Annotated in this window: 13 protein-coding genes and 1 riboswitch; of the genes, 2 read left to right on the forward strand and 11 right to left on the reverse strand. The window is 71.7% G+C overall.

Annotated elements, in window-relative coordinates; all coding sequences use genetic code 11:
- Nucleotides 1-282 precede the first annotated feature (282 nt).
- Together AC3A3L_RS16565 and AC3A3L_RS16570 are read left to right on the forward strand one after the other, a co-directional pair.
- On the forward strand, nt 283-1,803 hold the full coding sequence (locus tag AC3A3L_RS16565; RefSeq protein ID WP_487641132.1) for a TldD/PmbA family protein: 1,521 nt from the start codon (nt 283-285) through the stop codon (nt 1,801-1,803).
- The gene (locus AC3A3L_RS16570; protein ID WP_487641133.1) at nt 1,803-3,200 is read left to right on the forward strand and encodes a metallopeptidase TldD-related protein; all 1,398 of its coding nucleotides are present in this window, start codon (nt 1,803-1,805) and stop codon (nt 3,198-3,200) included. The genes AC3A3L_RS16565 and AC3A3L_RS16570 overlap by 1 nt, the downstream gene beginning before the upstream one ends.
- A 16-nt stretch (nt 3,201-3,216) precedes the next feature.
- On the opposite strand, the gene AC3A3L_RS16575 is transcribed toward AC3A3L_RS16570, so the two are convergent.
- From AC3A3L_RS16575 to clsA, 11 genes are all read right to left on the reverse strand, one after another.
- Complete coding sequence (locus AC3A3L_RS16575; protein ID WP_487641134.1) at nt 3,217-4,512, reverse strand: serine hydrolase domain-containing protein; 1,296 nt, start codon at nt 4,510-4,512, stop codon at nt 3,217-3,219.
- Between the two features lie 27 nt (nt 4,513-4,539).
- On the reverse strand, nt 4,540-7,362 hold the full coding sequence (gcvP, locus tag AC3A3L_RS16580) for an aminomethyl-transferring glycine dehydrogenase (protein ID WP_487641205.1): 2,823 nt from the start codon (nt 7,360-7,362) through the stop codon (nt 4,540-4,542).
- A 105-nt stretch (nt 7,363-7,467) separates the two neighbouring features.
- Nucleotides 7,468-7,575, reverse strand: a riboswitch (glycine riboswitch).
- Nucleotides 7,576-7,670: 95 nt separating this feature from the next.
- Nucleotides 7,671-8,237, reverse strand: coding sequence for a MerR family transcriptional regulator (locus AC3A3L_RS16585; RefSeq protein WP_487641206.1), 567 nt, complete (start codon nt 8,235-8,237; stop codon nt 7,671-7,673).
- Nucleotides 8,238-8,473: 236 nt separating this feature from the next.
- Entirely contained in the window at nt 8,474-8,941 is a 468-nt protein-coding gene (locus tag AC3A3L_RS16590; protein WP_191195587.1) for a bifunctional nuclease family protein, read from the reverse strand.
- Between the two features lie 451 nt (nt 8,942-9,392).
- The gene (ftsR, locus tag AC3A3L_RS16595; RefSeq protein ID WP_487641135.1) at nt 9,393-10,133 is read right to left on the reverse strand and encodes a transcriptional regulator FtsR; all 741 of its coding nucleotides are present in this window, start codon (nt 10,131-10,133) and stop codon (nt 9,393-9,395) included.
- A gap of 3 nt (nt 10,134-10,136) precedes the next feature.
- Nucleotides 10,137-10,649 (reverse strand): zinc-ribbon and FHA domain-containing protein, encoded by a 513-nt coding sequence (locus AC3A3L_RS16600; RefSeq protein WP_487641136.1) that lies wholly within the window; start codon nt 10,647-10,649, stop codon nt 10,137-10,139.
- Nucleotides 10,650-10,787: 138 nt separating this feature from the next.
- Entirely contained in the window at nt 10,788-11,174 is a 387-nt protein-coding gene (gene gcvH / locus AC3A3L_RS16605; RefSeq protein WP_487641137.1) for a glycine cleavage system protein GcvH, read from the reverse strand.
- Between the two features lie 72 nt (nt 11,175-11,246).
- Complete coding sequence (locus AC3A3L_RS16610; RefSeq protein ID WP_487641138.1) at nt 11,247-12,053, reverse strand: DUF881 domain-containing protein; 807 nt, start codon at nt 12,051-12,053, stop codon at nt 11,247-11,249.
- A gap of 15 nt (nt 12,054-12,068) precedes the next feature.
- Nucleotides 12,069-12,401 (reverse strand): small basic family protein, encoded by a 333-nt coding sequence (locus AC3A3L_RS16615; RefSeq protein WP_254182985.1) that lies wholly within the window; start codon nt 12,399-12,401, stop codon nt 12,069-12,071.
- On the reverse strand, nt 12,398-13,306 hold the full coding sequence (locus AC3A3L_RS16620; RefSeq protein ID WP_487641139.1) for a DUF881 domain-containing protein: 909 nt from the start codon (nt 13,304-13,306) through the stop codon (nt 12,398-12,400). Before AC3A3L_RS16620 ends, AC3A3L_RS16615 begins: the two co-directional genes overlap by 4 nt.
- Nucleotides 13,299-13,898 (reverse strand): cardiolipin synthase ClsA, encoded by a 600-nt coding sequence (gene clsA, locus AC3A3L_RS16625; protein WP_487641140.1) that lies wholly within the window; start codon nt 13,896-13,898, stop codon nt 13,299-13,301. Before clsA ends, AC3A3L_RS16620 begins: the two co-directional genes overlap by 8 nt.
- Nucleotides 13,899-13,908: the final 10 nt, after the last annotated feature.

Consider the following 13,908-nt stretch of genomic DNA (forward strand, 5'->3'; position numbering starts at 1 on the left):
GCTGCGGGCAAGGACCTGCTATCTGAGGACGCCACGATCGTGGATCGGGCCCGGATCCGTACGCCGCGTCCTCAGATAGCCGTCCTGCCGGGAGTCGTCGCTGCGTCGCGCAGGGTCGGGATCCATCGCTGAATGCACCCTCGACCAGAGCACCGCTACCAGGCGGACAACGCCGTGATGTCACCGATGTCCTGCGACATCACGAACCCATGGGTCACGGCTCGTATGGCGCAGCGCGCCCGCAACCGACCGCCACGACCACCCTCCGATAGGTTCGTGCCCATGTCTGCGCCCGGGTTCGACCCAACCTTCCACGACCTGCCGCACCGCCGGCTCGGCGAGGTGGCTCTCGCCCGGGCGCAGGAGCTCGGAGCGAGCCATGCGGACTTCCGGTTCGAGCGCAACCGCTACCAGTACCTCGGCGCCCGCGACGGCGTGCTCCAGACCGCGAGCGACGCCGAGGACCTCGGCTTCGCCGTCCGGGTCGTCCACGAGGGCGCCTGGGGGTTCGCGTCGGGCGTGGTCCTGACCGACGACGAGGCCCGGCGCGTGGCGGAGACGGCCGTGTCAGTGGCCCGGGTGGCCGCGACGATGACCACGACGCCCGTCGAGCTCGCGCCGGAGCCGGTGCACGACGACGTCACCTGGGTCTCCGGCTACGACATCAACCCGCTCGACGTACCCACGCCCGAGAAGGCAGCCCTGCTGGTCGACTGGACGGAGCGGCTCCGCGGCGCGGCGTCCGTCGCCCACGCCACCGCCTTCCTCCAGCAGGTCCAGGAGAACAAGTACTACGCCGACCTCAGCGGCACCCGTACGACGCAGCAGCGGGTGCGCCTGCAGCCCGGCTTCGAGGCCACCGGTGAGGACGAGCAGAGCGGCATCTTCGACTCGATGGCCTCCATCGCACCCCCGGTCGGGCGCGGGTGGGAGTACCTCACCGGCTCGCACTGGGACTGGGACGCCGAGCTCGCCGAGGTCCCCGAGCTCCTCGCGGAGAAGCTGAAGGCGCCTTCCGTCCAGGCCGGCACGTACGACCTCGTGGTGCACCCCTCCAACCTCTGGCTGACCATCCACGAGTCGATCGGCCACGCCACCGAGCTCGACCGGGCTCTGGGCTACGAGGCCAACTACGCCGGCACGTCCTTCGCCACCTACGACAAGCTCGGCACCCTCCGCTACGGGTCCCCGGTGATGAACGTCCGCGGCGACCGCACGCAGCAGCACGGCCTGGCCACGGTCGGCTACGACGACGAGGGTGTCCGCACGCAGGAGTGGGACATCGTCCGCGACGGCGTCCTGGTCGGCTACCAGCTCGACCGCTCGATGGGCCACCTCAAGCCGGAGCTGAACGACGGCCGGTCCAACGGCTGCGCCTACGCCGACTCCCCCGGCCACATCCCCATCCAGCGGATGGCCAACGTGTCGCTCATGCCCGGCACCGACGACCTCGGCACCGACGACCTGGTCTCCCGGGTCGAGCGCGGCATCTACGTCGTGGGCGACAAGTCATGGTCGATCGACATGCAGCGCTTCAACTTCCAGTTCACCGGCCAGCGGTTCTACAAGATCACCGACGGCAAGCTCGACGGGATGCTGCGCGACGTGGCCTACCAAGCCACCACGACCGACTTCTGGGGGTCCATGGAGGCCGTCGGAGGCCCCGACACATGGGTCCTCGGCGGCGCCTTCAACTGCGGCAAGGCCCAGCCCGGGCAGGTCGCAGCGGTCAGCCACGGCTGCCCCACCGCCCTGTTCCGCGGGGTCAACATCCTCAACACCATCGACGAGGCGGGCCACTGATGACTTCCCTGCGCAGCACTCCCCAGCAGCTCGTCGAGCACGCGCTCGCGGCGTCGACCGCCGACGACTGCATCGCGATCGTCCGTGACGTCACCAGCGCGAACCTCCGCTGGGCCAACAACACGCTGACCACCAACGGCGTGATGACCGAGGTGTCGGTGACGGTCGTCAGCTTCGCCGCCGTCGAGGGCGGCGTCGCCACGGGCTCGGTCTCCGGCAGCGCGTCCACGCCCGAGCAGGTCTCGGCGCTGGTGCAGGCCGCCGATGCCGCCGCCCGCGCGGGCTCCCCCGCCGAGGACGCCGCCGAGCTCGTCACCGACGCGACCTCGGCCGACTGGGACACCGAGCCGGAGACGACCGACATCGGCGTGTACGACGCCTTCGCACCCGCCCTCGGCGAGGCGTTCGCCCAGGCCACCGCCGAGGACCGGCTGCTCTACGGCTTCGTCAACCACGACGTCGCCACCACCTACCTCGGGTCGTCCCGGGGCCTGCGGCTGCGGCACGTGCAGCCCACCGGGCACTACGCGTGCACCGGCAAGGACACCTCGCTGACCCGCAGTGCGTGGACGGGCGGCGCGACCCGAGACTTCCGCGACGTCGACGCGGCTGCCATGGCCGCGACGGTCGCGCAGCGCCTCGCGTGGGCGGAGCGCCGGGTCGACCTGCCGGCCGGGCGCTACGACACGATCCTGCCGCCGTCGTCGGTCGCCGACCTGATGATCGACGCCTACTGGGGTGCCGGCGCGCGCGTGGCCCACGAGGGCGAGTCGGTCTACAGCCGCCGCGGCGGGGGCACCCGCATCGGCGACAAGGTGGCCGCGCCCGGCGTCAGCCTGTTCTCCGACCCGGCCCACCCCGGGCTCGAGTGCGCCCCCTTCGTGATCGCCGGCGCGTCCGACAACACCGACTCGGTGTTCGACAACGGGCTCGCCCTCGAGCGCACCGACTGGATCCGCGACGGCCTGCTGACCGGCCTGCTGCAGACCCGTCACTCCGCCGGGATGACCGGGCAGCCGGTGACGCCGATGATCGACAACCTCGTCCTCGAGGTGGGCGACGGCGCCGGGACGATCGAGGACATGGTGGCCGGCACTCAGCGCGGGCTGCTGCTGACCTGCCTGTGGTACATCCGCGAGGTCGACCCGCAGACGATGTTGCTCACCGGTCTGACCCGCGACGGCGTCTACGTCGTCGAGGACGGCGAGATCGTCGGCGCGGCCAACAACTTCCGCTGGAACGAGAGTCCGATCGACCTGCTCAACCGCTTCAGCGCGGCCACGGGGACGGTGCCCAGCTTCAGCCGCGAGTGGGGCGACGACTACTTCTCCCGCACCGCGACGCCCGCACTGCGCATCCCGGACTTCAACATGTCGAGCGTGTCGCAGGGCGTGTGACGCCGCGCCACCCCCGTCAGCCTCGGCGCGGGTGGCCGCCCGGGATGTCCACCTCGGGGTCGTAGGGCGTCCGGGTGTAGACGAACGTCGCGCACTCGAGGTGGTGGACCGACCCGTCGGGACGGCGTACGACGTCGAGCCGCTCGCCGCGGTGGTAGCCCAGGGCGCCGACCAGCGTCCCGTGCACCAGCTCGAAGCGGTCGGTGACGACGTTGCCGCGCGCCATCGCCCGGAGCTCGAGCCCATCGTTGTGCCAGCGCACGTCGTACGCCGAGTTGCCCCAGAACCACAGCCCCGGGACGCCCTGCGCCTCCCGCGGGACCACGACGGTCGGGCGCCACGGCGTGGGACGGGTGTCCTCGGCGTCGGGGTCGCCCTCGATGAGCGAGACGGCGAGATCCTTCGGGTCGATGCCCGTCGTCGCATTGGTGAGCACCACCGCGCCGATGCCGCTGTCGGGATCGACGTGGAGGGCTGCCAGGAAGCCCGGCATCGAGCCGTTGTGGCCCACCAGCCGCCCGCCGGGATGCATCCCCAGCATCAGCCCGAGGCCGTAGTCCGGCGTGACCGGGCGCTGCATCTCCTCGAGCGACGACGCCGACAGCAGGTCGGGGCGCGCCCCGCCGAGCAGCTGTCCCCACGTGACGAGGTCGCCGAGGGTCGACCACAGCTGGCCGGCCGGGGCCATCGCTCCCGTGTCGGTGAGCGGCTCGTGCACCCGGACCCCGGTGAAGTGGTCGACGCTCCAGCCCGGCTGGGCACCGGGCCGGGGCAGGTACGACGTCGCCCGCATGCCGAGCGGCCCGAGCAGGCGCTCGGCGACCAGCGCCCTCCACGGTGCGCCGAACCGGCGCGCCACGACCTCGCCCAGCAGCCCGTAGCCGAGGTTGGAGTAGTGGAACCACGCGCCCGCCGGCGCCACCCGACCGCTGCCGTCATTGGCCGCGGCCAGTGCCGGGAAGTCGCCGCCCCGCGTGCGCTCCCACCACGGACCACGTGGCTCGCTCTGCATGCCCGAGGAGTGCGCCAGGGCGTCGCGGACCGTCACGTCGCCGTAGCCGACGTCGCCGAGGTGCGCGGCGAGCGGGTCGTCGAGGTCGAGCAGCCCGTCGTCGCGTGCCTGGACGACCAGGACGGCCGTCATCGTCTTGGTGATGGAGCCGATGCGGTACTGGCCGTCGAGGCCGGGCGCCTGCCCGGCCCCGCCCGCCCACACCGCGCCGTAGCGGTCGAAGACCGCACCGACGACCGACGTCAGGCGCCCTTCCGCCTGGGCGACCTCGAGGAGTCGCTGCCGCTGGTCGTCGCTCACGGCAGGACCCTACGACCTCGTCGGAGATCAGTACTGCGCGAACGCCTCCGGCGGCGGGCACGCGCAGACCAGGTTGCGGTCGCCGTAGGCCTGGTCGATGCGAGCCACGGGCGGCCAGTACTTGTCGGGGTCGATGCCGCGCGGGAACACGCCGACCTCGCGCGAGTAGGGGCGGTCCCACTCACCGACGAGCGCGCGGGCCGTGTGGGGCGCGTGGCGCAGCGGCGAGTCCTCCGGGGTCCACTCCCCCGACTCGACCCGCGCGATCTCGCCGCGGATCGCGATCATCGCGTCGCAGAAGCGGTCGATCTCGGCGAGGTCCTCGGACTCGGTGGGCTCCACCATCAGCGTGCCGGCCACCGGGAAGGACATGGTCGGGGCGTGGAAGCCGTGGTCGACGAGCCGCTTGGCCACGTCGTCGACGCTCACGCCACTGGCCTTGGTGATGCCCCGGAGGTCGAGGATGCACTCGTGGGCCACCAGGTTGCCGTGGCCGCGGTAGAGCACCGGAAAGTGCTCCTCGAGGCGGTGGGCGATGTAGTTGGCCGACAGGACTGCGACAGCGGTCGCGCGGGTCAGCCCCTGCGCTCCCATCATCCGGATGTAGGCCCAGGTGATCGGCAGGATGCCGGCCGAGCCGTAGGGGGCGGCGCTGATGGGGCCGATGCCCGCACGCTTGTCGGTCTCCGGGTGCCAGCCGTGCGAGGGCAGGTAGGGCGCCAGGTGGGCGCGTACGGCGACCGGGCCGACGCCGGGGCCCCCACCGCCGTGCGGGATGCAGAAGGTCTTGTGCAGGTTGAGGTGGGACACGTCGCCGCCGAACTCCCCGGGGCGGGCCCAGCCGAGCAGCGCGTTGAGGTTGGCGCCGTCGACGTAGACCTGCCCGCCGTGGTCGTGGACGATCTTGCAGAGGTCGGTGATGGTGTCCTCGTAGGCCCCGTGGGTCGAGGGGTAGGTCACCATGATCGCGGCGAGCGTCTCGGCGTGCTGGTCGCACTTGGCGAGCAGGTCGTCGAGGTCGACGGACCCGTCGTCGGCGGCCTTCACCACGACGACCTTCATCCCGGCCATGACGGCCGACGCGGCGTTGGTGCCGTGGGCCGAGGACGGGATCAGGCACACGTCGCGACCGGTGTCGCCGTTGGCCCGGTGGTAGCCACGGATCGCCAGCAGGCCGGCGAGCTCGCCCTGGGAGCCGGCGTTGGGCTGCACCGAGACCTTGTCGTAGCCGGTGACCTCGGCCAGCCAGCGCTCGACGTCGTCGACGAGCTCGCGGGACCCGGTGGCGTCCTGGGCCGGCGCGAAGGGGTGCAGGTCGGCGAAGCCCGGGAGGCTGATCGGCTCCATCTCGGTGGTCGCGTTGAGCTTCATCGTGCAGGACCCGAGCGGGATCATGCCGCGGTCCAGCGCGTAGTCCCGCGACGAGAGCTTGTGCAGGTAGCGGAGCATCTGCGTCTCGCTGTGGTGCGAGTTGAAGACCTCGTGGGTCAGGAACTCGGTCGTGCGGCGCAGGTCCTCGGGGAGGCCCGAGCGCGACCCGTTGCCGGTCGGCGCCACGCCGAACGCCCGCAGCACCGCTGCGACGGTCGAGGGGCTGGTGCGCTCCGACGTCGACAGGCCGACGTGGTCGGCGTCGATCGACCGCAGGTGCAGGCCGACCTGGCGTGCCGCCGCGACGACGTCACCCGCGCGCCCGGGAACGGCGACCGTCAGCGTGTCGAACCAGGTGTCGTTGACGACCTCCACTCCCCCGGCGCGCAGCGCCTCCGCGATCCGGCTGGCGTGGTCGTGGGTGCGCTGCGCGATCCGGCGCAGGCCCTCCGGGCCGTGGTAGACGGCGTACATCGACGCCACGACGGCGAGCAGCACCTGGGCGGTGCAGATGTTGGACGTCGCCTTGTCCCGGCGGATGTGCTGCTCGCGGGTCTGGAGGGCCAGACGGTAGGCCGGCCGTCCTTCCGCGTCGACGGACACGCCCACCAGGCGTCCCGGCAGGTGCCGCTCGAGCCCGGCCGACACCGACATGAAGCCGGCGTGCGGACCGCCGTAGAAGAGGGGTACGCCGAAGCGCTGGGACGAGCCCACCACGACGTCGGCGCCGAAGGTGCCGGGTGCCTCGAGCAGGGCGAGGGAGAGGATGTCGGCCGCCACCACGGCCAGGGCGCCACGCTCGTGGGCGGCGTCGATGACGGGCCGCGGGTCGCGGACGGCACCGGAGGCGCCGGGGTACTGGACGAGCACGCCGCACACGTCGCCGTCGGGCAGCCCCTCGTCGAGGTCGGCGACGACGACGTCGATGCCCATCCCCTCGGCGCGGGTGCGCACCACGTCGATGGTCTGCGGGAGCGCGTCCGCGTCGACCACGAAGGCGCCGGTCGCGTTGCGCTGCGCACGTCGTACGAGCGTCATCGCCTCAGCGGCCGCCGTGCCCTCGTCGAGCAGCGAGGCGTTGGCGGTGGGCAGGCCCGTCAGGTCGGCGACGACGGTCTGGAAGTTGAGCAGCGCCTCGAGGCGGCCCTGGGAGATCTCCGGCTGGTAGGGCGTGTAGGCGGTGTACCAGGAGGGGTCCTCGAGCACGTTGCGCCGGATGACCGCCGGCGTGATCGTGGCGTGGTAGCCCAGCCCGATCATGGCCTCGGCCGGCCGGTTCTGCGAGGCGAGGGTGCGCAGCGCGCGTGCGGTCGCCTCCTCGTCGAGCGGGTCCGGCAGGTCGAGCGCCGCGGCGGAGCGGATGCCGTCGGGGACGGCGGCCGTCATCAGCGACTCGAGCGACTCGTGTCCGATCGCCTCGAGCATGTGGGCGACGGCGGCGTCGTCCGGACCGATGTGACGGGCGACGAACTCGCCCATCGCGTCGGTGGCGCTGGCGGAGGTCGGGGTGAGGTCGGGCACGAAGGCTCCCTGAGGTCGCTCGCTGGACCTCCCCCTCTGTCGGTCCGGTGACCTCCAGAGTGCCAACCCAGTGCGGTCCGGGTGCCTGAGAGGTTCCGGGGAGGAATTGCCCCTTCGGCGCGCGACGCCCGGTCGGGTGACCGTGCGCCGTGACTCTCCCGCATGGGATGTCGGCGCCACCGAGTCTAGCCAAGGAGGGCGGAAATGCCCGAGGCCGCCCGGTGCACGGGCGGCCTCGTGGGAGAACGGGAGGGTCGGAGCGTGGGTCAGCCGGTCTGCCGAGCGGCGCGGCGCGCGGCGAGCTCGTCGTTGGGCGAGGGCGCCGCCTGCTCGGCGGTGCGCTCGGACGGCAGCTCGGCGAGGGTGCCCTCGATCTCGCGCCACACACCGCCGATGGCGATGCCGAACACGCCCTGCCCGCCCTGGAGCAGGTCGATGACCTCGTCGTTGCTGGTGCACTCGTAGACGGACGCGCCGTCGCTCATCAGGGTCACGCGGGTCAGGTCGTCGGTGCCGCGCTCACGCAGGTGGGCGGTGGCCGTGCGGATCTGTTGCAGCGAGATGCCGGCGTCGAGCAGGCGCTTGACGACCTTGAGGATCAAGATGTCGCGGAAGGAGTAGAGGCGCTGGGACCCGGATCCGGCCGCTCCGCGCACGCTCGGCTCGACGAGGCCGGTGCGGGCCCAGTAGTCGAGCTGGCGGTAGGTGATGCCGGCCGCGTTGCATGCGGTCGGACCGCGGTAGCCGGTGTCGCTCGGCAGTGGCGAGACGTCGTCGTCGAAGAGCAGTCCCTGCTCCTCGGCGAGGTCGGCTGCCTCGGCCTCGGCCTTCATCCGGGCGACGTCGGCGCCCTGCTCGTTCTCGTTGCCAGTCACAGTGACCCTCCAGGTCAGATCCTCCGCTGAGCGGTAACTCCTGGGGGAAGGGCCCGCCCGGCGCCGGAGGACCGACAACCACAACGGTGGAGTTACAACAGAGACAGTTCAAACTAAGCCCGATCACCCGGGTTGTCCATCCACGGAGCGGCGTGTCGCAACCCTCAACCTCAACTTGAGGGTGAGGGTCTGCGTCAGTGCGACTCGAAGTCGTCGGGCGAGACGTGGTCGAGGAACTCGCGGAACCGCTCGACCTCGTCCTCCTGCTCCGCGGGCACCGCCAGGCCGGCCTCGTCGAGGACGGCCTCGGCGCACACGATGCGCGACCCGGTGCGCAGCGCGAGGGCGATGGAGTCGGAGGGACGGGCGCCCACCTCGGCACCGCCGTCGAAGACCAGCTGCGCGAAGAACACGCCGTCCCTCATGTCGACGATGCGGACCTCGTCGAGCCGCTGGCCCGTCGCCTCGAGCACGTCTCGCATCAGGTCGTGCGTGAGCGGGCGCGGGGGCGTGACGCCCTGCTGGGCGAAGGCGATCGCCGTCGCCTCGACCGCACCGATCCAGATCGGCAGGTAGCGCTCCCCCGTCACCTCCCGGAGCAGCACGATCGGCTGGTTGGAGGGCATCTCGACGCGGACTCCCACGACGTCCATTTCGCGCATGCGTCCACCCTACTCACGTGCCCTGATCGACCGGACCGGGTCCCGGCCTGCTCCCGGCCCGCTCTCTGAGCGGTGCCCCACCCACATTTCCGGGTGTCGGAATGTGGCTCGACCACCGCTCGCGGGCACGGTGGCGTACGACATGCGCATCAGCGGTGCCACACCCACATCTCCCGACTGGCGAAGGTGGCTCAGCCACCCGCCCCTGGCCGCGCGGTGAGCAGAGCAGGTTCTGGCGCCCCGAAACCTGCCTCACGCACCGCTCGGCGTTCCGGGCGGTGCGTCAGCCACGTTTCCGGGCCTCGGAATGTGGCTCAGCCACCGCTCGCGGGCGCGTCATCGTGCGACACGCACGCCAGCGGTGCGCCAGCCACGTTGCCGGGCCGCGGAATGTGGCTCAGCCACCGCTCTCAGGGCACTCCGGCGTACGACGCGGGGGCGGGCGGGCGCGTCAGCCGCGGTCGAGGCCGACCTTCACGAGCGTCGCGTGCAGGCGCACGGACAGCGCCGCGATCTCCGAGGTGGCGTCCTCGGCGCGTCCGCGAGCGGCGGCGTCGCGCCCCCGGGCGAGGGGGGCGACGACCTGCTGGACGAGACCGACCTCGCGGTCGGCGGCCGTCTTGAACGCGCGCAGGTGGCGCGGCTCGAAGCCGAAGTCGGCGAGCTCGCGGGCCGTCTGGGCGACGACGAGCGCGTCGCTGTCGAAGTGACCGGTGCCGCTGCGAGCGCTCACCAGCCCGAACTGCTCGAGCTCGACCAGCAGCTCCTCGCTGATCTCGGCGACCTTGAGCAGCTCGCGTCGGGAGAGGCGCAGGTCGCTGCTGCGCCGGAACGACTCGGGGCTGGGCAGCCCGTCAGCGCTCAGCGCCACCTTCGGGACGGTCGGCACGACCGACTCGATGGCCGGCGGCTCGAGCCCGCGGTCGATGGCGTCGAGGTGGTCGCCGATCACCTTCAGCGGCAGGTAGTGGTCGCGCTGCATCGTCAGGATGTAGCGCAGGCGGGTGACGTCGTCGGCGGAGAACTTGCGGTAGCCGGCGGCGGTGCGCTCGGGTTTCACCAGGCCCTGGTCCTCGAGGAAGCGGATCTTGGGGATGGTGACCCCCGGGAAGTCCGCTCGCAGCTGGTCGAGCACCTGCCCGATGTTGTAGCGGGCGCCGCGACTCGAGCCGGCGGCTGTCGAGGCACTCACGGATCAGCTGGCCGGGTGGGAGGAGAAGAACACCAGGCGGTACTTGCCGATCTGGACCTCGTCACCGTCGTTGAGCTCGACCGAGTCGATCCGGTCGCGGTTGACGTAGGTGCCGTTGAGGCTGCCGACGTCGCTGACGGTGTAGCCCGACCCGGTGCGACGGAACTCCGCGTGGCGGCGGGAGACGGTGACGTCGTCGAGGAAGATCTCGCTGTCGGGGTGGCGACCGGCGCCCACGACATCGACGTCGAGGAGGAAGCGGCTGCCGGCGCTCGGCCCGCGCTGCACCACGAGGAGGGCGTGGCCCTCGGGGAGGGCGTCGACCGCCGCGGCGTCGACGGGGCTCAGCTGGCGGTCCGAGGACTCCCGCTGGTCCGGGGCCCCGAAGGTGATGGTCGCAGTGGTCTCGACCGGGCTCGCGCCCGTGTCCTCCCCAGCGAGCAGCTTGGTGCCGCACTGGGCACAGAAGCGCGCATCGTCAGGGTTCTGCTTGCCACAGGCGGTGCAGAACGGCATGGATACTCCTCGACGGATCGACGCCCAACCCTCAGCCGAGGGTTGAGGTTGACGGTTTCCCCGAACCTACCAGCCCGCTGGAGGCGACGGCGGGCGGTCGGGGAACACCGGGAACACCTGGTCGGGCGGCTGGCGGGATCAGCCGTCGAGGCCAGCCTGGTAGGCCGCCGCGTCCATCAGCCCGTCGACCTGCGAGCTGTCGGAGACGGAGACCTCGAACAGCCAGCCTGCCTCGTAGGGGTCGCTGTTCACCAGCTCGGGGGTGGAGTCGAGGGCCGCGTTGGTGGCGACGACCTCGCCCGTCACCGGGGCGTAGATGTCGCTGACCGACTTCGTGGACTCCAGCTCGCCGCAGGTGTCCCCCGCCGTCACCTCGTCACCGACCTGCGGCAGGGAGACGTACACGATGTCGCCGAGCGCGTCCTGCGCGAAGTCGGTGATCCCGACCCGGACCGAGCCCTCGGTGTCACCGGGGCTGCGGACCCACTCGTGCTCGCTGGTGTACTTGAGGTTCTCCGGATACACGGGGACTCCTAGGTGCGCTGGGTCGTCGGTGGGTGGGCTGTACGTCGGGTGGCTGCGGGGGTGTCCGGCAGGCTACTGGCCGCTGCCCGACTCCGCATACTCAGGTCGCGCGGCCTCGCGGACGCTCGTGATGTCGACCTTCTCGAGCTCCTCGATCTCGACCGTGGCCCCGTCGTAGGTCTCGAGCGTCTCGACGGGTCCGGTCGAGAAGGTGAGTGCCGTCTTCAGGACGTGCGGGTCGCCGATCACCTCGAGGGTGTACGGCGGCTCCAGCAGCTGGCCGTCGAGCTCGATGCCGCCCACCGCGTTGTCGAAGGAGCTGTCGGCGCCGACGCGGATCGAGTCGTTGAACTCCATCGCCTCGGCGCCCGCGGTGCGCAGCTCCTGGACGGTGTCGAGCAGCGACCCGACGTTGACCCGGCTGGACGACTCGGTGATGGTCATCCGCAGGCCGGGGCCGGTGACGGGCACCAGGCCGGCGATGATGTTGAGCGTCCTGACCCGCTGCTCGGCCTCGTCGAGGGCCGCGGACCGTGCCCGGCTCTCGTTGGTCAGCTCGTCGCGTCGCGCCTCCAGCCGCCCGACCTCGCGCCTGGCCCGCTCGGCCGTGCCGGTCAGGCCGTCGAGCACCTCGATCAGCTCGCTCTCGCGCAGCCCGCTGTAGGTGTCGTTGGCCTTGGTGTCGCGCACCTGCACGACGAAGGCGAAGCCGAGCACGGCGAGCAGCACGGCGACGACGACCTGGCGCCGCGAGGGGCGGACGAGGGCGTGGCGCAGCCGCTCGCGACCGGGCTCGGGCTCCCGCTCGGTGCGGTGCGCGGGATGGGCCTCGTGACCGGCCTCGTGGCCGGGCTGGGGATCGGGCGTCTCGTCGGGCATGGGATCGAATCGGGTTCAGGCGTGGAAGACGTGCCTGCGAATCGCGGCGACGTTGGAGAAGATGCGGATGCCGAGCACGACGACGACGCCGGTGCTGAGCTGGGACCCGACGCCGAGCTGGTCGCCGAGGTAGACGATCGCGGCCGCGACCACGACGTTGCTGACGAAGGAGACGACGAACACCTTGTCGTCGAAGATGCCGTCGAGGTAGGCCCGGAGCGCGCCGAAGACGGCGTCGAGGGCAGCCACCACCGCGATCGGCAGGTAGTTCTGCAGGCTGAGGGGCACGTCGGGGGCGAAGGCCAGCCCGGCGATGATGCCCAGGAGCAGGCCAAGTGCGGCGATCACGGCGAGCTCCCTTCCTGTGCTGGTCCGCCGTAGGGTTCGGCGTCGAGCTCGATCACATCACGAAGGACGCGTTCGGGCGCAGCCGGCAAGCGGATGTCGTCGACATTCTCGGCCTCGTACACAAACCCGAAGTTGTTGACGCGCCCGAACCACTGCTGGCCCTGGTAGGTCTCCACCAGCCGGGCCTGCAGCGTGCGGGGGTCGCCGATCGCCGAGACGACGTAGGGCGCGTTGACCGGGCGCCCGTTGACGTGCACGGCGCGGTTGGTGTTGCGGATGCCGCCGAGGGCGTTGATCCGCTGGTCGTTGATCGCCACCGCCTCCGCGCCCGCCTCGAACAGGCCGTCGACCAGCGTGGCGAGGTCCTCGTCGAGCACCTCCCCGTCGACGTCTCCCCCGGGCCGGTTGTCGACCGTGATCCGCACGCCCGGGCCGTGCACGGCGGAGAACCCGCTGGTGAGCTCGGCGCGGCGCACGCGGGCATCGGTGTCTCCGAGGTCGGACTGGGTGCCCGTGCTGTTGCTCGCGACCTCGGCGTTGAAGCGGGTGAGCCGCGCGACGTCGGCCTGCAGGGAGCGGACCTCGTCGCTGCGGCTGTCGATCTGCTCGACGAGCGCAGCCCGGCTCAGCTCGTTGGCCGGGGCCTCCCGATCGGTCTGCACGGCGACGACCGCCGCCATCACGCCCAGCGCCGCGACGGCCAGGAGGCTCGCCCAGTGCGGCCGCGTCGCCTGCGGACGCGCGTCGCCCGCGACGGCCCGCTTCTCCGCGACGTGGGCGTAGTCCTCGTCCATCGACCGGGCCGTGATCAGCGTCAGCAGCGGGGTCGTGACGTGCTCGGGCAGCGGGCGCCCCGAGTCCGGTTTGCCCGGCGCGGTAGGGGTGCCCGCGCTCGTGTCAGCCATGGTCCGTCGCCGGTGACGTACGGCGTGGGGTCTCGCGCAGCAACGTCCGCACCTGCCACGCGTAGAGGACGCCCGCCCACCAGTAGAGCCCAATGCCCCACCAGGCGAAGGCCCACCCGAAGTTGCGGGCGAGCGTCGCGACGATGCCGTCGCCCTCGCCCAGGAGCAGCAGAGGGAAGGCGTAGAGCAGGTTGAACGTCGCGGCCTTGCCGAGGAAGTGCACCGGCAGCGCCGAGAACCCGCGGGTGCGCAGGATCGGCACGAGCCCCCACAGGAACAGGTCGCGCAGCGGCAGCGCGATGGCGACCCACCACGGGATGATGTCGCGCATGTAGAGGCCGACGACGACCGCCAGGATGTAGAGCCGGTCGGCCACCGGGTCGAGGATCTCGCCCAGCTTCGAGTACTGGTCGAGCCGCCGGGCGAGCCACCCGTCGAGGAAGTCGGTGAAACCGGCGACCATCAGCACCACGAGGGCGATCGCGTCGGCCTCCGGCCCGAGCACCAGCCACAGGAAGAGGGGCACGCCTGCGAGCCGCACCACACTGATGATGTTGGGCACGGTCCAGACGCGAGAGGCTTCCTCGGACACGCTCAGACCC

The organism is Nocardioides sp. Soil_C_8 (genome assembly GCF_057656315.1).

What these genes read in the sequence shown, in the direction of transcription:
- AC3A3L_RS16620 (WP_487641139.1), bottom strand. Translation starts at nt 13,306, where the DNA reads ATGGCTGACACGAGCGCGGGCACCCCTACCGCGCCGGGCAAACCGGAC.
- AC3A3L_RS16585 (WP_487641206.1), bottom strand. Translation starts at nt 8,237, where the DNA reads ATGAAGGCCGAGGCCGAGGCAGCCGACCTCGCCGAGGAGCAGGGACTG.
- AC3A3L_RS16590 (WP_191195587.1), bottom strand. Translation starts at nt 8,941, where the DNA reads ATGCGCGAAATGGACGTCGTGGGAGTCCGCGTCGAGATGCCCTCCAAC.
- AC3A3L_RS16570 (WP_487641133.1), top strand. Translation starts at nt 1,803, where the DNA reads ATGACTTCCCTGCGCAGCACTCCCCAGCAGCTCGTCGAGCACGCGCTC.
- AC3A3L_RS16565 (WP_487641132.1), top strand. Translation starts at nt 283, where the DNA reads ATGTCTGCGCCCGGGTTCGACCCAACCTTCCACGACCTGCCGCACCGC.
- AC3A3L_RS16610 (WP_487641138.1), bottom strand. Translation starts at nt 12,053, where the DNA reads ATGCCCGACGAGACGCCCGATCCCCAGCCCGGCCACGAGGCCGGTCAC.
- AC3A3L_RS16600 (WP_487641136.1), bottom strand. Translation starts at nt 10,649, where the DNA reads ATGCCGTTCTGCACCGCCTGTGGCAAGCAGAACCCTGACGATGCGCGC.
- gcvP (WP_487641205.1), bottom strand. Translation starts at nt 7,362, where the DNA reads ATGGGCGAGTTCGTCGCCCGTCACATCGGTCCGGACGACGCCGCCGTC.